The following is a 22,376-nucleotide window of genomic DNA, read 5'->3' as shown; positions in this document are numbered from 1 at the left end:
CACCGGATGCCCATGACCAGAGGAACTATATAGCATCAGCCGTTCAGCGGATCTCAGACCGGCGTGATCGACAAGGGACTCGCCTTGAGTGACCAGGCGGCTCCGTACGGCGCGGACAGCCCGGTCCACCGGCCGGCGACCCGCACCTGCACCAGATCCGCCTCGGCCACCCGGTCCCGCCCCGGTTGCACCGGATCGGCGCCGACGGGCCCGACCGGACCGGCCGGCCCGAGGAAGCCCATCCGGACCACCGCCTGCACCAGTCGCTGCGGCACCTCGATCCGGCCGGTCGCTGCGACCTGCGCCGAGTCGGTGACCACCACCGCCACGTGGTCCAGCAGCGCGTCCCGGAGCACCCGCTGCCCCACCGCCCGGCCCGCGACACCGTGATCCGCCGCGTCGCGCAGGGTGCCGGCCGCCGCCGCCGCGATCCGGCGTACGTCGGCGCCCGGCATCGTCTCGACGAGTTGGCCGGTCGAGCCGGGCAGCGGCCACTTCCAGTCGGCGTCGCGGCGGGCCGGCAACCCGGCGCCACCCCGCGCCAACTCGGCCAGGAGCGCGTCGGCGGCGACCGTGGCGTCCCCCGGACCGGCCCCGGCCACCGTACGACTGACCAGCACCGCCCACGGCAGGCGGGCCCAGAGCGTGGTACGGCCGGCCGGACCCGCCGAACGCAGGCGTACCACCGCCGCCGGGTCGAGCCGGGTCAGCCGGGCCAGGAAGGCACCCGCGTCGGCCACCCCGGTCAGCCCGTGCCCGGCCGGCAGCGCATCGGCCGACACCGGGCCGGACTCGGCGGAGGAGTTCACGGCATCAGGTAGGGCCGCAGGAAGGCGCTCTCGTCCTCGGTCAGCCGGCGCGGCCGCCCTCGTTCGAGGTCGTACGGCACCAGCACCGACCGGGCCCGGCTGGCCAGCACCGTGCCGTCGAACAGCTCGTAGCCGATGGTGAACCTGGACGCCTTGATCTCCTCCACCCACAGCTCGATCCGGACCGTCGGCGCCTGTTCGGCGGTGGCCCGGCCGAGGGCGTAGTCGACCGGGCGCAGGTAGTCCACCTCGTGCCGGGCGATGACCACGCCGTCGGCGAACGAGCTGAGCCCCCAGGCCCGCCCGCCGACGAACATCAACGCCACCCGGGCCTCCTCGTACAGGGTGAGGAAGCGGGCGTTGTTGACGTGCCCGTACGCGTCCAGGTCGGACCAGCGCAGCGCGCAGTGGTAGACGTACCGGGCTGCCGGCGGGTGCTCGGCCGCGACCGGACTAGTCACGGGTGAGCTTGCGGTAGGTCACCCGGTGCGGTCGCGCCGCGTCCGCCCCGAGCCGGTCGATCTTGTTCTTCTCGTACGCCTCGAAGTTGCCCTCGAACCAGAACCACTTGGCCATGTTCTCGTCGTCGCCCTCCCAGGCCAGGATGTGCGTCGCCACCCGGTCCAGGAACATCCGGTCGTGGGAGATGACCACGGCACAGCCGGGGAATTCGAGCAGCGCGTTCTCCAGCGAGGAGAGCGTCTCGACGTCGAGGTCGTTGGTCGGCTCGTCGAGCAGGATCACGTTCCCGCCGATCTTGAGCGTGAGCGCGAGGTTGAGCCGGTTGCGCTCGCCACCGGAGAGCACCTTGGTCGGCTTCTGCTGGTCCGGGCCCTTGAAGCCGAACGCCGCCACGTACGCCCGGGACGGCATCTCGACCTTGCCGACCATCAGGTAGTCGAGCCCGTCGGAGACGACCTCCCAGACGGTCTTGTCACCGTCGAGCCCCTCCCGGTTCTGGTCGACGTACGACAGCTTCACGGTGTCGCCGACCTTGACCCCGCCGTCGGTCGGCTGCTCCAGCCCGACGATGGTCTTGAACAGGGTGGTCTTGCCGACGCCGTTGGGGCCGATGATGCCGACGATGCCGTTGCGCGGCAGGCTGAAGCTGAGGTGCTCGATCAGGGTCCGGTCGCCGAAGCCCTTGGTCAGGTCGTTCGCCTCGATCACCGTGTTGCCCAGGCGCGGGCCCGGCGGGATCTGGATCTCCTCGAAGTCGAGCTTGCGGGTCTTCTCCGCCTCGGTGGCCATCTCCTCGTAGCGGTCCAGCCGCGCCTTGGACTTGGTCTGCCGGGCCTTGGCGTTGGAGCGGACCCACTCCAGTTCCTCGGTGAGCCGCTTCTTCATCTTGGCGTCGCGGCGACCCTCGACGGCCAGCCGGGCGGCCTTCTTCTCCAGGTAGGTGGAGTAGTTGCCCTCGTACCCGATGGCCCGGCCCCGGTCCAGCTCCAGGATCCAGCCGGCCACCTTGTCCAGGAAGTACCGGTCGTGGGTGATCGCCATGACGGTGCCGGCGTACTTGGCCAGGTGCTGCTCCAGCCACTGCACGCTCTCCGCGTCCAGGTGGTTGGTCGGCTCGTCGAGCAGCAGCAGGTCCGGCGCCTCCAGCAGCAGCTTGCAGAGCGCGACCCGGCGGCGCTCACCGCCGGAGAGCTGGACGACGTCGGCGTCCGGCGGCGGGCAGCGCAGGGCGTCCATGGCGAGTTCGAGCTTGGAGTCGATGTCCCAGGCGTCCTCGTTGTCCAACTCCTCCTGGAGCCGACCCATCTCCTCCATCAGCTCGTCGGAGTAGTCGGTGGCCATCTGCTCGGCGATCTTGTTGAACCGCTCCAGCTTGGCCTTGGTCTCCGCGACCGCCTCCTCGATGTTGCCGAGGACGGTCTTGGCGTCGTTGAGCGGCGGTTCCTGGGCGAGCATGCCGACGGTGTAGCCGGGCATCAGCCGGGCCTCGCCGTTGCTCGGCCGGTCCAGCCCAGCCATGATCTTGAACAGGCTGGACTTACCGGCGCCGTTCGGGCCGACCACACCGATCTTGGCCCCGGGCAGGAAGCTCAGCGTCACGTTGTCGAGCACGACCTTGTCGCCGTGCGCCTTGCGCGCCTTTTCCAGAACGTAGATGTACTGGGCCACGGTGCGGCCTACCTCCAGAGTCTGCGGAACAGGGAGCTCGCCCGAGCCCCGGGAGCCTGCGGGCGCGGGGCGCGAGCCACGGTCAACGCCGCGCGGGCCGTCGTCAATCCTGACAGGTGGAGCGCGGTCCGCCCACATCACCCCGCCGGAGCACCCGACGAGGGACGAAAGGGAACGATATTGTCAAGATCACTTGTCGGTTTGCCCACGCCGTCCCGCAGGGCAGTAAGAGTGGCACCGCGAGGTAGTAGCCACAGCTACGCTCAGTACGCTCAGCGGTGGACTGCGGAATCACCGGAGGTGCACAGATCGTGACGGAACGTAGCTCGTTCGTGGTCGTGGCGAATCGTCTGCCGGTCGACGAGGTAACCACCCCAGAGGGACGACAATGGCGCCGGAGTCCGGGAGGCCTGGTCACCGCCCTGCACCCGGTCCTCGTGCAGCACCAGGGCACCTGGGTGGGGTGGGCCGGTGGTGTCGGCGCCGCCCCGGAACCGTTCGATCTCGACGGCATCGGGTTGCACCCGGTCCCGCTGAGCGCCGAGGAACTTGAGCGCTACTACGAGGGCCAGTCGAACGCCACCATCTGGCCGCTCTACCACGATGCCGTGGAAACCCCCGCCTACAAACGCCGCTGGCGAGAGGCGTACCGGCTGGTCAACGCCCGGTTCGCCGAGGCCGCCGCAGAGGTGGCCGCCGAGGGCGCCACCGTCTGGGTACAGGACTACCAGCTTCAGCTCGTGCCGGCGATGCTGCGCGAGCTCCGCCCGGACCTACGGATAGGTTTCTTCCTTCATATCCCATTCCCGCCGATCGAGCTGTTCATGCAGATGCCGCTACGCGCCGAGGTGCTGCGCGGACTGCTCGGCGCCGACCTGGTCGGGTTCCAGCAGCGGCTGGCCGCCCAGAACTTCGTCCGGCTGGCCCGGCACCTGCTGGGCCTTCGGTACGAGGGCCAGATGATCCAGGTCGACGGCCGCCAGGTGAAGGCCGGCGCGTTCCCGATCTCGATCGACGTCGCCGAGATGGAGCGGATGGCCGCCGACCCGGCGGTGCAGGCGCGAGCCAAGCAGATCCGGGCCGAACTGGGCGACCCGAAGACCGTCGTGCTCGGCGTCGACCGGCTCGACTACACCAAGGGCATCGAGCTTCGACTGAAGGCGTTCCGCGAGCTTCTCGCTGACGGAAAGTTGACAGTTCCCGACGCCGTTATGGTGCAGGTGGCCACGCCGAGCCGCGAACGGGTCGAGCACTACCAGGCACTACGCGTGAAGGTCGAGCGCGAAGTTGGCCGGATAAATGGGGAATTTGGCCGTGTGGGCGTGCCTGCTGTTCACTATCTGCACCAGTCGTACAGTCGCAGTGAACTTGCCGCGCTCTACTGCGCGGCAGATGTGATGATGGTGACCCCACTGCGAGACGGAATGAACCTGGTGGCCAAGGAGTACGTTGCTTCGCGCGCCGACTCTGGCGGCGCGCTCGTGCTCAGTGAGTTTGCCGGCGCCGCCACCGAGTTGCGCCAGGCCTTCCTCTGTAACCCGCACGACCCCGACGGGGTGAAGGACGCGCTGTTGCGCGCGGTCCACGTCGACAAGGTGGAAGCACGGCGGCGCATGCGGATCATGCAGCGCCACCTGCGTACCCACGATGTCGAACACTGGGCCCGGTCTTTCCTGAACGAGCTGGGCGTGCCCGAAACGGAGGCAGTGTGAGCACGTCCGTACTGGACACCGGGGCCATGGCCCTGGACTCGATCGATCCCGTGCTGCGGGACGCGATCGGCAGGATCGCCCGCTCACCCCAGCTACTGGTCGCCTGCGACTACGACGGCACACTCGCGCCGATCGTGGAGGACCCGAGCAAGGCCGTACCGCTGCCGGAGTCGGTCGCGGCGGTCCGGGCGCTGGCCGCTCTGCCGCAGACCACGGTCGCCGTGGTCTCCGGCCGGGCGCTGCGTGACCTGGCCACCCTGTCCCGGCTGCCGAGCGAGGTGCACCTGGTCGGCAGCCACGGATCCGAGTTCGACATCGGCTTCGTGGAGCGGCTCGCACCCGAGCTGGTCGAGGTCCGTACCCGGCTGCGCAACGAACTGCGCCGGATCGTCGCCGAGCAGCCGGGCGTACGGCTGGAGAGCAAGCCGGCCAGCATCGCCGTACACACCCGGGGGGCGAAGCCCGAGGTGGCCAGCCGGGTGGTCAAGGCGGTGCAGGAGGGTCCGGCGAGCTGGACCGGGGTGACCGTGACTCAGGGCAAGGAGGTCATCGAGCTGTCGGTGATCCCCACCCACAAGGGCACCGCGGTCGACCAGTTGCGTACCCAGATCTCGGCCAGCGCCGTGCTCTTCATGGGCGACGACGTGACCGACGAGAACGCGTTCGCCAACCTGCACGGCCCCGACGTCGGCATCAAGATCGGCAGCGGGGAGACCCAGGCGACCTACCGGGTCGCCGACCCGATCGAGGCCGCCCGGGTGCTCGGCCTGCTGCTCCAGGTCCGCCGGACCTGGCTGTTCGGCGAGCGGGCGGTGCCGATCGAGCGGCACTCGATGCTGGCCAACGGCCGTACCGTCGCGTTGCTCACGCCGGAGGCGAAGGTCACCTGGCTCTGCCACCCGAAGCCGGACGCCTCGGCGATCTTCGCCGACCTGGTCGGCGGCCCGCCGGCCGGACACTTCAGCGTCGGACCGGAGCGCGGCGGTCTGCCGCTCGGTCAGCGCTACCGGCCCGGCACGATGACCGTCGAGACCCGCTGGTCCGGGCTGACCGTCACCGACTGGCTGGACCGGCCGTCGTCGGACAACGTTCCGGCCGGGTCCGCCGTCATCTCCGGTGACTCGACCCTGGTCCGGGTGCTCACCGGATCCGGCCGGGTCCGGCTGGAGTTCGCCCCCCGGCCCGAGTTCGGCCAGGTCGCGGTCCAGCTCCAACCGCTCGCCGACGGGCTGCTGGTGCTCGGCTCCAACGAGCCGATCGCGCTCTACGCCCCCGGAGTGCAGTGGCAGGTGGTCGCCGACGGCGGCTACGAGACCGCCCGCGCCGTGGTCGACCTCGCCGCCGCCGGTGGGTCGATCACTCTCGAACTCCGCTTCGGCTCGCACAGCCTGGCCCATCACCGGGTCCCGGTCGCCGAACGGCAGGCCGCCGCCGAACAACCGTGGCGGGACTGGGTGGCCAGCCTGAACCTCCCCAGCCACGACCGCGAACTGGTCGCCCGCAGCGCACTCACCCTGCGCGGGCTCTGCCACGAGGCCACCGGTTCCATCCTCGCCGCCGCGACCACCTCGCTGCCCGAGGAGTTGGGCGGCGTACGCAACTGGGACTACCGCTACTGCTGGCTGCGGGACGCGGCGATGACCGCACGGGCCCTGGTCGACCTCGGCTCGCTCGGCGAGGCCGAGGCGTTCCTGCGCTGGGTCGACGGCTGCGTCGAACGCACCGGCGGGCACCCGGAGCGGCTGCACCCGCTCTACACCGTCGACGGCTACGAACTCGGCGCCGAAGCGGTGATCGACACCCTGCCCGGCTACGCCGGCTCCCGGCCGGTCCGGGTCGGCAACCTGGCCAACCACCAGCTCCAACTCGACGTGTTCGGGCCGATCGCCGACCTGCTGGCGGCCGTCGCCGACCTGCGCGGCTCGGTGCTGGAGACCGAGTGGCGGGTGCTCGACTCGATGGTCGAGGCGGTCAGCCGCCGCTGGCACGAACCCGACCACGGCCTCTGGGAGGCTCGGCTGCCTCCCCGGCACCACGTCTACTCCAAGGTCATGTGTTGGATGACCGTGGACCGGGCGCTACAGATCGTGCGCCGGCACGGCGGCGAGGACCGGCCCGAGTGGGTCGAGCTGCGCGACCGGATCGGGCACAACGTGCTGGAGTACGGCTGGCACGAGGGCGTCGGCGCCTACAGCGTCGCGTACGGCGAGGAGGAGATGGACGCCTCCTCGCTCTGGATCGGGCTGTCCGGGCTGCTGCCCGACGACGACCCGCGCTTCCTGTCGACGGTGCTGAAGATCGAGGCCGATCTGCGCAGCGGGCCGGTGGTCTACCGCTACCACTGGGACGACGGGCTGCCGGGGCGTGAGGGCGGCTTCCACATCTGCACGGCGTGGCTGATCGAGGCGTACCTGCGTACCGGACGGCGGGCCGACGCCGAGGAGCTGTTCGGCCAGATGGTCGACACGGCCGGGCCGACCGGGTTGCTGCCGGAGCAGTACGACCCGCTGGTGGAGCGGGGGTTGGGTAACCACCCGCAGGCGTACAGCCATCTTGGGTTGATCCGGTGTGCGTTGTTGTTGGATGGTTCGTTGGTTTGATCTTGTGAGGTTGGTCCCCACGTTGTGAGGTTGGGCCCCACCGTGCCCGGCGAGGGTCGTCAGGATTGATGCCCTCGCCGGTCACGGTGGGGCCCAACCCTTACCTGTTCGGTTTGTAGCTTGAGTGGTGACGCCTTGGGTTTCTGCTCCGGTCGGGGTGTGTGGCCGACCGGAGCTTCTGCGTGTGTGTGGGTGGTCAGGCGGTGACGGGGAGGGTGGCCACGACGTTGCCGATGATCACTACTGCCGGGGGGCGGATGTTGGCGGTGTGGGCGGCGTCGGCGATCGTGCCGAGGGTGGCGCGCAGGGAGCGCTGGGCGCCGGTGGTGCCCTCCTGGACCACCGCGGTCGGCGTGCCCGGCTCCCGGCCGTGCGCCAGGAGGGTGGCGGCGATCGCGGGCAGGTTCTTCAGCCCCATCAGCACCACCAGGGTGCCGCGCAGGCGGGCCAGCGCGGCCCAGTCGACCAACGAGGCCGGGTCGTCGGGAGCCAGGTGCCCGGAGACGACGGTGAACTCGTGCGCCACCCCACGGTGGGTCACCGGGATGCCGGCGAGCGCCGGTGCGGCGATCGAGCTGGTGACGCCGGGGACGACGGTCACCGGTACGCCGGCCGCCGCGCAGGCGAGCGCCTCCTCGCCGCCCCGGCCGAAGACGTACGGGTCGCCGCCCTTGAGCCGGACCACGAAGGCTCCGGACAGGGCCCGGTCGACCAGAATGCGGTTGATCTCCTCCTGGGCGCGGGACGGACCGTAGGGGATCTTGGAGGCGTCGACCAGTTCGGCGTCCGGCCGGAGTTCGTCCAGGAGCAGGCCGGGAACCAGGCGGTCGGCGACCACCACGTCGGCCTCGGCGAGCAGGCGGCGCCCCTTGACGGTGATCAGCTCCGGGTCGCCGGGACCGGAGCCGACGAGGACCACCCGACCGACGCCGGGGGTCCCTCCGCCGGCCCTGGTGACGTCGGTCCTGCCAGCCGAGGACTCCCGGCCGGTCTGCGGGAGGGTGCCGTCGGCGAGACGGTCGCGGATGGCGTCCCGGACGGTCACCGCCCGGTGCGGGTCCCCGCCGCCGAGCACGGCCACGGTCACCGCGCCGTGCCGGACCACCGCCGGGGTCCAGGCGGTGGCGGCGGCCCGGTCGTCGGCGCGTACGCAGAACACCCGGCGCTCGAACGCGGCGACGCTGACCGCCTCGGCGGCATCCGGGTCGTCCACGGCCACCTGCACCAGCCAGGCATCGTCGACGTCGGCGGGCTCGAACCGCCGCGACGTCCACCGCACCCGGCCGGCGTCGACCTGCGCCCGCAGCGCGGGTGTCAGCTCGGGCGAGACGACCTCCACCAGGGCGCCCGCGTCCAGCAGCGCCGGCACCCGGCGGGTGGCCACCGCTCCCCCACCGACCACCAGCACCCGGTGGCCCGCCAGTCGCAGGCCGAGCGGGTAGGGGTTGGTGCCGATCTGTTGCGTCACTTCTCCGATACTCCCGCCGCGTCGAACGTCGCCACCTCGTGCAGTACCCGGACCGCGCCGGCGACCACCGGGAGGGCGAGCAGGGCGCCGGTCCCCTCGCCGAGCCGCAGTCCGAGGTCGATCAGTGGCTCCAGGCCGAGGGCGCGCAGGCCGGTGCTGGCGCCCGGCTCGACGGACCGGTGCCCGGCGACCATGGCGCCGACGGCGTCCGGCGCGAAGGCGGCGGCGACCAGTGCCGCGGCCACCGTACTCACCCCGTCCAGGAGCACCGGCGTACGCCGGGCGGCGGCGCCCAGGATGAAGCCGGTCAGTGCGGCGTGCTCCAGACCACCGACGGCGGCGAGTACGCCGAGCGGGTCGGTCGGGTCGGGGCGGTGCCGGGCCAGCGCGGCGGTCACCACGGCCACCTTGCGGGCGTACGTGTCGTCGTCGACGCCGGTGCCCCGACCGGTCACCTCGGCGGCGGTGGCCCCGGTGTGTACGGCGATCAGCGCCGCCGCGGCGGTGGTGTTGGCGATGCCCATGTCACCGGTGAGCAGGATTCCCGCGCCCGCGTCGATCAGTTCGTCGGCGGTACGGCGGCCGACCTCGATCGCGGCCAGGGCCTCGTCGCGGGTGAGGGCCGGCTCGACGGTCATGTCGCGGGTGCCGGGGCGGACCCGGGCCCGGACGAGGGCGGGGGTTTCGTCAGGGGTGGACCGCTGCGCGGGGACGGTCGGGGTGGGGGCGGGGCCGTCGAGGTCCACGAGGGCGTCGGGGGCGGTGAGGTCGTCCAGGGCGGTCGACTCGTCGACCGTGGTCGCGACGGCGGAGGTGGCCGTGGCTGCGGTCGGGTTATCCGAGCCGGGCAGCGGGGTGGCCACGCCGACGTCGACCACGGTGACCGAGGCTCCGGTCTGCCGGGCGAACGCGTTGACCACGGCACCGCCGGCCAGGAAGTTGCCGACCATCTGCGCGGTCACCTCGCGCGGCCAGGGCGTCACCCCCTGGGCGTGCACACCGTGGTCACCGGCGAAGATCGCCACGGCGGCGGGGGCCGGCAGCGGGGGCGGGCAGGTGCCGGCCAGGCCGGCGAGGCGTACCGACAGGTCCTCCAGGGCGCCGAGCGAGCCGGCGGGCTTGGTCAGCCGGCCGTGCAGCAGACGGGCGGCCGCCATCGCCTCGGTGTCGAGCGGGCGGATCGCGGCGATCAGCGCCTCCAACATCATGCCTCCAGGATCTCCGCCAGCACGGCGACGAACGCGTCAGTGGTGGCAGTGTCCCGCACCGCCACGCGCAGCCAGTCGGCGCCCAGCCCGGGGAAGGTGTCGCCCCGGCGTACGGCGTAGCCACGGTCGCGCAGCGCGAGCCGTACGTCGGCGGCGCCGGGCCGGTGGATCAGCACGAACGCGCTGGCCGGGGTGCCCGCGACGCGTACGCCGGGCAGCGCCGACAGGCGGCGGACCAGGTACTCGCGGTCGGCGGCGAGCCGTACGGCGATCTCCCGTTCGGCGGCGACCGCGACCGGCGTCGCGATGGCCCGCGCGGCGGCCAGGGCCGGTGTGCCGACCGCCCACAGCGGCTGTACGGCGGCCAGCCGGTCGATCAGCTCGGCCGGTCCGAGCAGGTAGCCGATCCGCAGCCCGGCCAGCCCCCAGGTCTTGGTGAGGCTGCGCACGACCACCACACCGGGCAGGTCCCGTCGGTTGGCGAGTGATTCGGGTTCGGCGTCGGTGGCGTCCGGGTCGGTGGTGGTGTCGGCGAACGCCTCGTCGACCACCAGGACCCGGCCCGGCCGGGCCAGTTCGGCGAGGACGGCGGCCGGGTGCAGCACCGAGGTCGGGTTGGTCGGGTTGCCCACGAAGATCAGGTCGGCGTCGGCCGGCACCAGCGCCGGGTCCAGCCGGAAGCCGGTCTCGGCGGGTAGCAGGACCCGTTCGACCCGGTGGCCGGCGGCCCGGAGCGCGGCCTCGGGTTCGGTGAACTGCGGGTGCACGACGACCGGGCGGCGGGCCTCCCGCAGTGCCCGGGCGAGCAGCACGAAGCCCTCGGCGGCACCGGCGGTGAGCAGCACCTCGGCGTCGGGTCGGCCGTGCCGGGCGGCGACCGCCGCGCGGGCCGGGCCGGGGTCGGGGTAGCTGGCCAGTTCGCCGAGGGAGGCGGTGATCGGGTCGGCGAGCCAGTCCGGCATCGGCGCCCGGCGGACGTTGACCGCGAGGTCGACCAGGCCGGGCACCACCTCGGCGTCGCCGTGATGGCCGAGGTCCACGTCGGCGTCGTCACGCTGGCCGAGGCCGGTGTCGGGGCCGAGGCCGGTGTCGGGGACGGCGGGGGCGGTGTCGTCCGGGTGACCGAGGTCCGCGTCGGGGTAACCGGCGGCGGGCGGCGGGCCGGCGGGTGCCGGTGGGTGCGGCGCGGTTACCTGCGGGTGCATGACGGGGATCCTGCCCGGCGCCGGGTTCGCGGGCCAGCGGGTGGCCGGCGGTGGAGTGGGGTGCGACGGCGACGTTCGCGAATTTTTATCAGGTTATTATGGGGCATGTCATAGCTTAAGAGGGTGACGAACCCCACCCTCAAGCCTCCCGAAGGCAACCGCTTCCTTCCCCTGCTCCGGGCCGGTCTGATCGCCGGAGTTGTGCTCGCCGCAGCGGCCTACCCGCTCGCCGCCCTCGGCGGGCTCGGCGCCAAGGCAACCGCCGACCTGGTCCGGGACCGGCCGCGCGACCTGCGCCACACCTCACCCGCGCAGACCACCTACGTGTACGGCGCCGACGGCAAGACGCTGCTCACCACGTTCTACGAGGAGCATCGCAAGTACACCCCGATCGGGGAGATGTCGCCGTACATCCAGCAGGCGATCGTCGCCTCCGAGGACTCCCGGTTCTACAAGCACAACGGCGTCGACGCGAAGGGCGTGGCCCGCGCGTTCGTCGCCAACCAGCAGGCCGGCGGGGTCTCCCAGGGCGCCTCGACCCTGACCATGCAGTACGTCCGGATGGCGTTGCGCGACAGCGCGCAGACGCCGCTGGAGGTGCAGGAGGCGACCGAGCAGACCAGCATCCGCAAGCTGCGCGAGATGCGGATCGCGCTCGACCTGGAGAAGGAGATGACCAAGTCGGAGATCCTGGAGCGGTACCTCAACTCCGCCTACTTCGGCCACCGCGCGTACGGCATCTACGCCGCCTCGGAGATCTTCTTCTCCAAGACCCCCCGGGACCTCAGCCCGGTCGAGGCGGCCACCCTCGCCGGTCTGGTCAAGGCCCCCTCCGAGTACGACCCGGCGGTCAACGACCAGAAGGCCGCCACCGACCGGCGCAACTACGTGATCGACCGGATGCGCACCATGGGCTACATCTCGCCGGACATGGCGGCGACGATGCAGGCCGAACCGATCAAGCTCAAGCTCAGTACGCCACCGAACGACTGCATCTCGGTGTCGAAGGAGTACAACAGCTGGGGCTTCTTCTGCGACTACCTGAAGGCCTGGTGGTCCGTGCAGCCGGGCTTCGGCACCAACACCCTGGAACGGCAGGACAAGCTCCGCCGGGGCGGCTACAAGATCATCACCAGTATCGACCCGAAGGTCCAGGAGATCGCCGAGAAGAACGTACTGGCGAAGGAGAGCGAGAGCAGCCCGTTCGCGCACGGCCTGGTCGCGGTCGAGCCCGGCACCGGACGGGTCAAGGCGATGGCGATCAACCGGATCTACTCGCTGGACTCCTCCGAGAACGGCCCGCACTCGGACCCGGAGAAGCGGTCCCGGATGAGGGGCAACTACCCGAACACCGTCAACCCGCTGCTCGGCGGCGGCGACCTCCCCGGCTACCAGGCCGGATCGACGTTCAAGATGTTCGTCATGCTGGCCGCGCTCGACGCCGGCATGCCCCTGTCGACCGCGTACGACTCACCGATGAAGATCACCTCGATCTACCCCGGCGGCGGTACGACCAGCAGTTGCGGCGGGCTCTGGTGCCCGTCCAACGCCAGCGCGGCGATGACCGGCCGGCAGACCATGTGGTCCGGCTTCGGCAAGTCGGTGAACACCTACTTCGTCCAACTGGAGCAGGCGGTCGGCGCGGACAAGGCGGTCGCCCTGGCCGAACGGCTCGGACTGCAGTGGCGTACCGAGGTGGACCAGCGGCAGGCGTCGCCGGAGAAGCGCAAGGAATGGGGCGCCTTCGTCCTCGGCGTCTCCGACGTGACCCCGCTGGAGATGGCCAACGCGTACGCGGCGATCGCCGCCGACGGCCGGTTCTGCGAGGCGATCCCGGTCACCTCGATCACCAACCCGGACGGCACCCCGACAATGATCACCACGAAGAGCGGTGCACAGGTCGAGGCCGCCAAGCCCCGCTGCCACCAGGAGGTGAGCGCCGACGCGGCCCGCGCCGCCACCGACGCCGCCCGCTGCCCCACCGGCGACACCCCGGCCCGGGGCTCGTGCGGCGGCTGGTCCACCGCCGACAGCGTCAAGGGCACCGTCGGTCGCCCGGTCGCCGGCAAGACCGGCACCACGGACAGCACCCGGTCCGCCTGGTTCGTCGGCTACACCCCGGAGTACGCGATGGCCAGCTTCCTCGCCGACCCGGACAACCCGTTCAACGCGGTCGGTGACGCGCAGTCGAACAAACCGGTGAGCACCGTCTCCGACACCCTGAAGGAAGCGCTCAAGGACCAGCCGGTACGCCAGTTCGCCCCACCGTCGCTCGACATCACCCGGTGACCGGCACTCGCCCACTCCGGCGGCGGGTCCTCACGCCTGGCGGCGCAGGTCGGCCGAGACGAACGACCAGGATTCGAGGTCGACCCGGCCACCCTGGGCGTACCCGGCGTTGCGCAGCAGGCCCTCGTAGCTGAAACCGGCCTTCTCCGCGACCCGGCGGGAGGCGACGTTGCCGGGCGCCACCCGCAGCTCGATCCGCTGGAAACCGTGCTCCAGGATCAACGCGATGGCCAGGGCGAGCACCGCCTCGGCGGCCAAGCCGAAACCCCGCGCCTGCGGGGCGACCGCGTAGCAGATCTCGGTGACCCGGCCGGACCAGTCGGTGCGCTTGGTCCAGAGCGCCCCGACCACCTGGTCGTCCTCGCGCCGGACCACCCCGTAGTGGTCGCCGTTGCCGCTGTCCCGCCGCTCCTTCGCCATCTCCGTGCACCAGGCGGTGGCGTCGATCGGGCCGGACGACTCGGGCAGCGGCAACCAGCGCTGGGTCAGCTTGTCACCGAAGATCTCGGCGACCGCCGCGATGTCGTACGCCAGCAGTGGCCGTACGTGGGCGCGCGGGGTGGAGACGGTCAGGGTCGGGAACCGACGGACCGCCACCTCGCCGGTCACGCCGACATCCCACCGGTCGGGCCGCTCGGCGTACGGGGATCCGGCTGCTCGGGTGTGGCCGCCGACTCCGTCACGCCGACCGGGGCGCCCGCCCGGGGCACCAGCCCCAGCCGTGGCCCGGCCACCGGCTCCGCACCCGCTCGGGGCGCCAACGGCCCGGTCACCGGCCCGACCCGACCGCCGGCAACCGGCTCCGCACCCGCCCTCGGCGCCAGCGGGTTCACCGCCGCCACCGCCCGGACCAGCCGGCCGGCGATCTCCGGCGTGCCGGCCCAGTGCAGGATGAGCTGCGAGGCGTGCACCTGACGCCAGACGAAGCCCTCCGGCGTACCGCCGCCCCAGGTCCACGCCGGTGCCTGCCCGGCCCTCGGGGTCAGCACGCCCCGATGCTGCTTGTAACCGATCATCCGGGCCCCGAGCGGGGCCACCACACTGGCCGCGCGGGCGGTCGCCTCCCGGTAGCCGACCACTATCCGGTCGGTGCTGACCCCGGTTGCGTCCAACACCCCGGTCATCGGCCGGCCGTCGAACTCCCGCGTCAGCCAGAGCACGCCGGCCCCCTCGGCGAGCACCGGGCGACCGGACCGGGCCAGATCGGCCACCTCGGCGCCGAGCCGGCGGTTCGCGGACAGCTCCTCCGCGTACGACTCGGGCAGCCCGCCGCCGACGACCAGCGCGTCGGTCCCCTCGGGCAGGTTGTCGTCCTGGAGCGGGTCGACCGGGACCACCTCGGCCCCGGCGGCGGCGAGCAGTTCGGCCGTTTCCGGGTAGGAGTAGAACAGGGCGGTGCTGCCGGCCAGCGCGACCACCGGCCGCCGGCCGCCGTTGACCGGGCCGGCACCCTGGCCCAGCGCCTCCGCCGCCGACCACGGCTCGACCGCGAGCCGGGGAGCCGACCGGGCCAGCGCGAGCAGCCGGTCCAGGTCGACCGTGGCGCTGATCGCCTCACCCAGCCGGCGCATCCCCCGGTACGCGTCCACACCCCGGTGCAGCACCGGCACCACCCCGTGCTCGCGCGACGGCAGGACGGCGGGGAGTTCGTGGCGGCGCAGCGCGCCGAAGACCGGTACGCCGATGTCGTCGAGCGCGTCCCGGAGCAACTGCTCGTGCCGGTCGGACGCGACCCGGTTGAGGATCACCCCGCCCAGCCACAGCATCTCGTCGTACGCGCGGAAGCCGTGCACCAGCGCGGCCACCGACTGGCCCATCGCCGCGACGTCGACCACCAGCACGACCGGGGCCCGCAGGGCGGTTGCCACGGCGGCGGTCGAATCCGTCTCGGAGCGGCCGGCGAGGCTGTCGAACAGGCCCATGGTGCCCTCGACCACCGCCACGTCCGCGCCCGCGCAGCCGTGGGCGAAGATCGGCGCGACCCGGTGCGGACCGACCAGCCGAGGGTCGAGACTGCGCCCCGGTCGCCCGGCGGCGAGTCCCAGGTACGCGGCGTCGATCTGGTCCGGGCCGACCTTGAAACCGGCGGCGGCCAGCCCCCGGCCCGCGTACGCGGCGAGCAACCCGACGGCGATCGCGGTCTTACCGTGTCCGGATGAGGGCGCGCTCACCAGTACGCGCGGCACGGCGGTCATGATCGGCTCCTCGGGGGCGGACGAATTACCGGAGACGGACGGCAGGGCACGGGATCACCCGGGCGGCCCGGTCCCCCGGACCCGGACGAGGGCGAACGCGCGCGGATGGAACAGACGCGCGCGGACGTGGCGGGGCGGGGCAACCCGGCAACCGGATCGCCGGGCGTGACGATACCGGGCGTCGGGAAGACCCGCCGGCCGCCAATCCGGGCACCAGCGTAGTGGCTGCCGTCACACGGGTAACCTCGTGTCGTGTACCGCTTCCTGCTGAGCCCACGCTGGCTGGGCATCCTCGCCCTGACGCTGGTCGCGGCCACGGTGATGGTGCTGCTCGGCAACTGGCAGCTGAGCCGCTACCGGGAACGGTCCGCGATCAACGAACGGATCGACGCCGCCGAACGGATCGCACCGGTCCCGCTGGCCGGCGTCCTGCCCCCGGCGGGCGGCGCGGCCGGGGTGGCGGGTCGGGCGCCGGCCAAGGAAGCGGCCTGGAGCATGGTCACCGTCACCGGGCGGTACGACACCACGAACACGATCGTCGTCCGGGGCCGGACGGTGGACGGCAAGGTCGGCTTCGAGGTGGTCACCCCGCTGCTGCTCGACGACGGCAGCGCGGTCCTGGTCGACCACGGCTGGGTGCCGCCACCGGGCGGCTCCGCGACCGAGCAGCCCCGGATCCCGGCCGTCCCCACCGGGCAGGTGACCGTGGTCGGGCGGGTGCACCTGTCGGAGAGCAAGCCCGGTGCGGTGGACCGGCGCGACGGCAAGCTGGAAACCCGCCGGGTGGCCGTACCCCGGTTGGCGGGCGAGTTGCCGTACCCGGTGTTCGGTGCGTACCTGCTGGTCACCGAGCAGACCCCGGCGGCCGACCCGACCTTCGCGGCGGTGCCGATCCAGCACGAGAACAACTGGCAGAACGCCGGCTACGTGATCCAGTGGTGGCTGTTCGCGCTGATGGCCCTCTACGGCTTCGGCTGGCTGGCCCGCCGCGAAGCGCTCGGCGACACCCTGCCGACCGGTGGTGACCGCACCCCGCGCAACCGGGACCGGGCCGCCGACCCGGCACCCGCCACCCCGGCCTGACCGCGCCTCCCCCGGCTCAGCCGCTGATCCGGCCGGTGTGGATGGCCCGGACCATGTCGATGGTGTCCGCCTCGGCGGCGCTCTTGTCGTCGCGGTAGCGGATCACCCGGGCGAACCGCAGCGCCATCCCACCCGGATACCGGGAACTGGTCTGCACCCCGTCGAACGCGATCTCGACCACCTGCTCGGGCCGGACCCGGACCACCCAGTCGCTCCGCTCGACGGCCAGGCCGAGGAAACGCTCGGTCTGCCAGCGCAGCAGGTCGTCGGTGAGACCCTTGAACGTCTTGCCGAGCATCACGAACCCGCCGCCGGCCGGGTCGCGGGCACCGAGATGCAGGTTCGACAGCCAGCCCTGACGACGGCCGCTGCCCCACTCCACCGCGAGCACCACCAGGTCGAGGGTGTGCCGGGGCTTCACCTTGATCCAGCCGCTGCCGCGCCGACCGGCCTCGTACGGTGCCTCCGGCGACTTCACCACCACGCCCTCCTGCCCGGCGTCGAGCGCGGCGGCGAACGCGTCGGCGGCGGCCAGCACACTGTCGACGGTCACCCGGCCGACGAGTTGCGGCGCGGCGACCGTGTCGGCCAGAGCCGCCCACCGCTGCCGGCCGGGCGCGTCGAGCAGGTCCGTGCCGTCGAGGTGCAGCAGGTCGAAGAAGTACGGCGTGAGCACGGTCGTGCCGGTGCTGCCGGCTGCCGCCCGTACCGCCGGGGCGGCCGGCTCGGGGCGGACCGGGACCGGTAGCCGGTCCGGGGTGGGCGGGTCGGTCGGCGGTGGCGGGGCGGCCGGTGCGGCGCCGAACGACCGGACCGGTTCGGTCGCCGACTGCTCGGCGGCCACCTCGGCGGAGAGCCCGGCGGTCGCACTGCGCCGGGCGCCCCGGGTGGCGGCCCGGCTGGCGGTCTCCTGGAACGGGCGGGGCCGGCCGGTCGCGTCGAGCGCGATCGCCTCCCCGTCGAGCACGAGCTCGCGGGCGGGCAGTGCGCGCACGGCCGCCACCACCTCGGGCACCCTGGCGGTGATGTCGTCCAGACTGCGGGTGAAGACGGCGATCTCACCGCCGGAGCGGTGCACCTGGATCCGGATGCCGTCGAGCTTGACGTCGACCACCGCCGGTGTCCCGGTCGCCTCGATCGCCTGGTCGACCGAGGGGGCGCTGGCGGCGAGCATCGGCGCGAGCGGGCGACCGACCCGCAGGCTGATCTCGGCGAGGGCGGCGGCGCCACCGGTCAGGGCCGCCGTCGCGACCGCCTTCAGGTCGCCGGCCAGCAACAACGCCCGGCGTACGGCGGGCAGCGGCACCTGCGCGGCGCGGGCGACGGCGTCGGCCAGCAGACCCGCCTGGGCGCCCTGGCGCAGCTCCCCGCTGAACAGCCCGGTCAGCATCCGCTGCTCGTCGACGGTGGCGGCGGCGAAGAGCCGGCCGAGCAGTTCACGGCGGCGGGCCTGCGACCCCGGCCCGGCGACCGAGGCGATGTCGTCGATCGTGGTGTCGACGTCGGCCACGGTCAGCGTCGCGTGTTCGGCCGGTGGCGGCAGGTCACGCAAGGCGGCGTAGCCGACCCCGGTCTGCCGCTGGCGCAGCTCACCGGCCAGGTAGGCGGAGCCGGCCGGAATCTCGTCCGGGGCGAGCCCGCGCAGGGCGGCGGCCAGCAACTCGACCTTGGCCCGTCGGGCGGAGGTCGCGCTCACGGCGGCGGAGGTGGCCGCCAGGTCGAGGAACCGCACGTCCCCATCCTGGCAGCCACCCCCGACATACCGTCGGGCAAAGCTATGCGGAGATGGGCTCCTCGACCCGCAACCCCCGGGCCCGTATCTCGTCGGCGACCCGGGAGAGCACGGCGTCGAGCGCGCAGAGGACGGTGGAAAGTTCACCGAGCTGGTCCCGCAACACTTCCTCGGACCACGCGGAGACGTTGACGTCCCCCAGAGCACTGACAGCGGCGTCGAGCCGCACAATCGCCTCGTTCGTACTCATGTTCGAAACCATACTGCACGACTCGGGACGTACGTCGGAACTTCGCCGTTTTCCCCCGGCATGGCGCGGGGCCCGCGATCGGCGATCAACGGGCCCCGCGTCCCGTGCGGGTCAGCGGTCGGCGGCGGCCACCTCGGCGACCTTGGCCAACAGCAGCGTCTCGGCCAGGCAGACCCGGGCGAACTCGCCGAGGTGCAGGCTCTCGTTCGGCCCGTGCGCCCGCGCGTGCGGGTCCTCCACACCGGTGACCAGGATCGCCGCCTGCGGGAACATCTCCTGGAAGGTGGCGATGAACGGGATCGAACCGCCGACCCCGATGTCGACCGGCTGAACCCCGTCCCAGGCCGCCTCGAAGGCACCCCGCGCCGCGTCGAAGTAGGGCCCGGTCGCGTCGATCACGCACGGGTCGCCGTCGTGCTCGAACGTGACCGTGGCCGTCGTCCCCCACGGGGCGTGCTTCTCCAGGTGCGCCCGCAGCGCCGCGTACGCCCGCTTGGGGTCGTCGCCCGGCGCCAGCCGTACGCTCAGCTTGGCCTTCGCGGCCGGGACCAGGGCGTTGGGCGCACCGACGGTCGGCGGCGCGTCGATGGCGAGGATCGCCAGCGCGGGCTTGGTCCAGATCCGGTCGGTGAGCCGCCCGGTGCCGATGAACGAGACTCCCTCACTCAGGCCGGACTCGGCCCGGAGCCGGTCCTCCGGGTAGTCGACCGCAGCGCCGACCCGGCTCACCAGCCCGCCCACCGCCACGTCACCAGCGTCGTCGTGCAGGGTGGCGAGCAGCCGGGTCAGCGCGGTCAGCGCGTCCGGAACGGCACCGCCGAACATGCCGCTGTGCACCGCGTGATCGAGCGTACGGATCTCGACGAAGCAGTTCACGATGCCGCGCAGCGAAGTGGTCAACGCCGGTACGCCGATGTCCCAGTTGCCGGAGTCGGCGATCACGATCACGTCGGAGGCGATCTCGTCGCGGTGTTCCCGGAGCAACTGCTCCAGCGAGTCGGAGCCGAACTCCTCCTCGCCCTCGATGAACAACACCACACCGACCGGCAGGTCGTCGCCGAACGCGCGCAGCGCGGCGATGTGCGCCATGACGCCGGCCTTGTCGTCGGCCGCGCCCCGGCCGTAGAGGCGCCCGTCGCGCTCCACCGGCTCGAACGGGTCGCTCTCCCAGAGGCTCAGGTCGCCGACCGGTTGGACGTCATGATGGGCGTAGAGCAGTACGGTCGGCGCACCGGGCGGCGCGGCCCGCCGACCGATGACCGCCGGCTGCCCGCCGGAGCGCACGATTTTTACGTCGAGCGAGCAGCCACGCATGAGTTCGGCGACGGCTTCGGCGGAGCGTTCCACCTGTGCGTGGTCGAAGCCGTCGAACGCGATGCCGGGGATCCGGACGAGGCGTTCGAGGTCGGCCCGGACGCCCGGCAGCTCCCGCTCGATCGCGGCCCGCAACCCGGCCTCGGTGAAGATCGGTCTGGTCATGACCGGAATCGTAGGCCGCCCTTACCGCTGCCTGCCCGCCGAGCCCAGAGAACCGTTCCCGCTCCCGTGCCATGATCCCGGAGAGTTTGGCTCGCTATGACCGGCCAAACTCTTCGCAATCATGAGAGGCGGACAACGAGGGAGCGACCGTGGTGCATCAGGGCGATCCGTGGGCCGCCTACCAACGCTCCGGACGACAGGGCCCGCGGGACAAGACCTAGCCGCCGTTGCCATTCCCGCCGGTCGCGGTCCCGCCGTCGGGGCCCTCCGTTCGGCGTGGGCGGCCGGCGGCACGGGCGGCGGCCTCGCCCGCCGCCCCCATCCAGGTACGGGCCCGGCTGGCCCCGCCGCCGGCCCAGTCGCCCAGGTCGGTGGCACCGTCGCCGAGCCGGCGCAACAGCCCGACCAGCGGATCCTGGCTGCTACCGAACGCCTCCCGGTACGACTCGGCCGCCGCCCGGACGTCCTCGGTCACCGAGGCGTCCCGGTCGTCCGCCCGCCGGGGGTAGTCACCGGCGAGCACCCGGCCGTACCCGCCCGAGTCGATCCACTGCCGCAGCTGGGCGGCCCGCGCCACCGGCACCGGATGGGTGCTCCACGCGGTCATCCTGATCTTGTGGAAGCTGTCCCGCAGGTCGCCGCCGCCCTCGTACTCGGCCGCCTGCTCCAGGAAGGCGGTGGTGTCGATCTGCGACAGGTCCCCACCGCCGGCCATCTTCATCAGCAACCGCAGCGCGGCAGCCGGATCCTGACCGGCGAGCAGACCGGCCCGGTCACCGGAGAGCTCGGCCTTGCGCCACCATTCGAGCATCGCCGCGATGATCCCGCGCAGGGCGATCGCCCCGACCGGCAGCCAGCTCAGGCTGGCCGCCCAGCGGGTGAGAATCGACAGGATCGTCTTGTAGACCGCGTGCCCGCTGCCGACATGGCCGAGTTCGTGGCCGAGCAGGCAGCGCAACTCGTCGTCGTCGAGCTGCTGTACGCAGGCGGAGCTGAGGGTGATGAACGGACGGTCCAGCCCGATCGCCTCGGCGTTCAGCCACGGTGACTGGGTGACGTACAGCTCGGGCAGTTCCAGCACGTCGAGCGTGCTCGCCGCCTCGGTGAAGCGCTGGTAGACCCGTGGATACTGGCGGTGGTCGACCCGGATGCCGGTGGCCAGGAAGTTCAGCCGGAAACCGCGCTCGTTCCACATCCCGAAGAACGACCGGATCACCTCGTCGAAGCCGCGCAGCTCCCGCAGGGCGGTGAGCGCGCCCCGGTCGGCGGGATGCTCCCAGGCCCGCGAGCTGATCCCGGTCAGCACCAACCGGGTACGGGCCGGAGCGCCCGCAGCGCCCTCGCCGGCTGAAGTCATCGTGGGCTCCCCGTCCACAGTCCCTCGTCCTACCCTGCGATCGTGCCGCAGCGGCCCGATGCCGTCCATGGGCCGGACATGCCAGTCAAGCCAATCGAACGTAGTGGATTTCCGGATCGAACGCCGCCGCGGCGGCGCCCCCGGCCGGGTCACCGCAACCCGCTGCCGCCGTCGGCCGAGCGGGTGCACCGTCGACCACCAGATCGGCCCGGTCGGCGGTGGCGTCCGCGCGGAAGTGCCGGCGCTCACCCTGCCGCCACCGGATCAGGTACGGCAGCAGTTCCGCCCCGTCCCGTCGTACCGCCCGGTCCAGGCGCAGTCGGGCCGACGCGGTCACGAAGGCCGTCAGGGTCAACTCGGGCGCGATGCCGGCCCGGCCACTGCTCACCCCTTCGAGGATCACGACCGGGGCCGCCGGCACGGTGACCCAGTGCGGGCCGAACTCCTCACGTACCCAGTCGTAGCTGCGGTAGCGGCCGGGTCGGCCGGCGCGCAGCGGGGCGAGCACCCACTCCTCCAGCCGGGGCCAGAAGGTGAACTGGTCCTCCCAGCCGGCCAGCAGGTCGTCGGTGTGCACGATCGGCACCACCCCGACACCGGTGGCCAGCGCCGAGGCGAGACGATCGGCGAAGACGGTCTTGCCCGCACCACTGGGCCCGTCGACCGCCACCAACCGGGTACGGCCGAGCCGCGCCGGCCGCCCCACAATCAGCCGGGCAAGCCCCGCGTACGTCTCCACCCGCCCAACCACCCCCGCACGCTACTTCCCGCCCCACCCACCGCCACCCGCCGCCGCCCCACGCCCGCCACCCGCCGCCCCAGACCCGCCGCCCGACGCCCGACGCCCGACGCCCGACGC

At 72.5% G+C, this 22,376-nt stretch carries 17 protein-coding genes; 4 read left to right on the top strand and 13 right to left on the bottom strand.

The features are described 5' to 3' along the window. Positions 1-53: 53 nt before the first annotated feature. The 3 genes from ACZ6QQ_RS19520 to ettA are packed head-to-tail and all read right to left on the bottom strand — an operon-like array spanning position 54 to position 2,939. On the bottom strand, positions 54-809 hold the full coding sequence (locus ACZ6QQ_RS19520) for a DUF8185 domain-containing protein (protein WP_465877844.1): 756 nt from the start codon (positions 807-809) through the stop codon (positions 54-56). Continuing rightward, positions 806-1,270: an acyl-CoA thioesterase gene (locus ACZ6QQ_RS19515; RefSeq protein WP_465877842.1), complete on the bottom strand. Its 465-nt coding sequence runs from the start codon at positions 1,268-1,270 to the stop codon at positions 806-808. Before ACZ6QQ_RS19515 ends, ACZ6QQ_RS19520 begins: the two co-directional genes overlap by 4 nt. Further along, positions 1,263-2,939, bottom strand: a complete 1,677-nt coding sequence (ettA, locus tag ACZ6QQ_RS19510) for an energy-dependent translational throttle protein EttA (protein WP_465877840.1) — start codon at positions 2,937-2,939, stop codon at positions 1,263-1,265. The genes ACZ6QQ_RS19515 and ettA overlap by 8 nt, the downstream gene beginning before the upstream one ends. Before the next feature lie 311 nt (positions 2,940-3,250). Here ettA and ACZ6QQ_RS19505 point away from each other — a divergent pair, with 311 nt between their 5' ends. Continuing rightward, the gene (locus ACZ6QQ_RS19505; RefSeq protein WP_396815277.1) at positions 3,251-4,651 is read left to right on the top strand and encodes a trehalose-6-phosphate synthase; all 1,401 of its coding nucleotides are present in this window, start codon (positions 3,251-3,253) and stop codon (positions 4,649-4,651) included. A gap of 26 nt (positions 4,652-4,677) precedes the next feature. Further along, positions 4,678-7,251, top strand: coding sequence for a trehalose-phosphatase (gene otsB / locus ACZ6QQ_RS19500; RefSeq protein ID WP_465877979.1), 2,574 nt, complete (start codon positions 4,678-4,680; stop codon positions 7,249-7,251). 196 nt (positions 7,252-7,447) lie between these two features. Here otsB and cobA read toward each other — a convergent pair whose 3' ends face one another. The 3 genes from cobA to cobC are packed head-to-tail and all read right to left on the bottom strand — an operon-like array spanning position 7,448 to position 11,132. Further along, positions 7,448-8,707 (bottom strand): uroporphyrinogen-III C-methyltransferase, encoded by a 1,260-nt coding sequence (gene cobA / locus ACZ6QQ_RS19495; protein ID WP_465877978.1) that lies wholly within the window; start codon positions 8,705-8,707, stop codon positions 7,448-7,450. An 8-nt stretch (positions 8,708-8,715) separates the two neighbouring features. Further along, the gene (locus ACZ6QQ_RS19490) at positions 8,716-9,924 is read right to left on the bottom strand and encodes a nicotinate-nucleotide--dimethylbenzimidazole phosphoribosyltransferase (RefSeq protein WP_465877976.1); all 1,209 of its coding nucleotides are present in this window, start codon (positions 9,922-9,924) and stop codon (positions 8,716-8,718) included. Next, positions 9,924-11,132 (bottom strand): Rv2231c family pyridoxal phosphate-dependent protein CobC, encoded by a 1,209-nt coding sequence (gene cobC / locus ACZ6QQ_RS19485; protein ID WP_465877839.1) that lies wholly within the window; start codon positions 11,130-11,132, stop codon positions 9,924-9,926. The genes ACZ6QQ_RS19490 and cobC overlap by 1 nt, the downstream gene beginning before the upstream one ends. A 123-nt stretch (positions 11,133-11,255) precedes the next feature. Between cobC and ACZ6QQ_RS19480 the strand changes: the two genes are divergently transcribed. Continuing rightward, positions 11,256-13,421, top strand: coding sequence for a transglycosylase domain-containing protein (locus ACZ6QQ_RS19480; RefSeq protein ID WP_465877838.1), 2,166 nt, complete (start codon positions 11,256-11,258; stop codon positions 13,419-13,421). Between the two features lie 30 nt (positions 13,422-13,451). Here the strand turns inward: ACZ6QQ_RS19480 and ACZ6QQ_RS19475 are convergent, their stop codons facing one another. Next, positions 13,452-14,030 (bottom strand): GNAT family N-acetyltransferase, encoded by a 579-nt coding sequence (locus ACZ6QQ_RS19475; RefSeq protein WP_465877836.1) that lies wholly within the window; start codon positions 14,028-14,030, stop codon positions 13,452-13,454. After that, positions 14,027-15,616, bottom strand: coding sequence for a cobyrinate a,c-diamide synthase (locus ACZ6QQ_RS19470; RefSeq protein ID WP_465877835.1), 1,590 nt, complete (start codon positions 15,614-15,616; stop codon positions 14,027-14,029). The genes ACZ6QQ_RS19475 and ACZ6QQ_RS19470 overlap by 4 nt, the downstream gene beginning before the upstream one ends. 252 nt (positions 15,617-15,868) lie before the next feature. Here ACZ6QQ_RS19470 and ACZ6QQ_RS19465 point away from each other — a divergent pair, with 252 nt between their 5' ends. After that, positions 15,869-16,699 carry an SURF1 family cytochrome oxidase biogenesis protein gene (locus ACZ6QQ_RS19465; RefSeq protein WP_465877834.1) on the top strand — a complete coding sequence of 277 codons (831 nt, stop codon included), beginning with the start codon at positions 15,869-15,871 and terminating at the stop codon, positions 16,697-16,699. Positions 16,700-16,715: 16 nt separating this feature from the next. Here the strand turns inward: ACZ6QQ_RS19465 and ACZ6QQ_RS19460 are convergent, their stop codons facing one another. From ACZ6QQ_RS19460 to ACZ6QQ_RS19440, 5 genes are all read right to left on the bottom strand, one after another. Then, positions 16,716-18,431 carry an ATP-dependent DNA ligase gene (locus ACZ6QQ_RS19460; protein ID WP_465877833.1) on the bottom strand — a complete coding sequence of 572 codons (1,716 nt, stop codon included), beginning with the start codon at positions 18,429-18,431 and terminating at the stop codon, positions 16,716-16,718. 43 nt (positions 18,432-18,474) lie between these two features. After that, positions 18,475-18,681: a hypothetical protein gene (locus ACZ6QQ_RS19455; RefSeq protein WP_465877832.1), complete on the bottom strand. Its 207-nt coding sequence runs from the start codon at positions 18,679-18,681 to the stop codon at positions 18,475-18,477. A 111-nt stretch (positions 18,682-18,792) separates the two neighbouring features. Further along, positions 18,793-20,160, bottom strand: a complete 1,368-nt coding sequence (locus ACZ6QQ_RS19450) for a M20/M25/M40 family metallo-hydrolase (protein WP_465877831.1) — start codon at positions 20,158-20,160, stop codon at positions 18,793-18,795. Positions 20,161-20,377: 217 nt separating this feature from the next. Then, positions 20,378-21,517 carry a M48 family metallopeptidase gene (locus tag ACZ6QQ_RS19445; RefSeq protein WP_465877830.1) on the bottom strand — a complete coding sequence of 380 codons (1,140 nt, stop codon included), beginning with the start codon at positions 21,515-21,517 and terminating at the stop codon, positions 20,378-20,380. Positions 21,518-21,602: 85 nt separating this feature from the next. Continuing rightward, a complete protein-coding gene (locus ACZ6QQ_RS19440) occupies positions 21,603-22,268 on the bottom strand; it encodes a uridine kinase family protein (RefSeq protein ID WP_465877829.1) in 666 nt (221 codons plus the stop codon). Positions 22,269-22,376 lie beyond the last annotated feature (108 nt).

This window comes from Micromonospora sp. NPDC049529, assembly GCF_055586685.1.
This window is presented reverse-complemented; position numbering and strand designations above follow the sequence as displayed.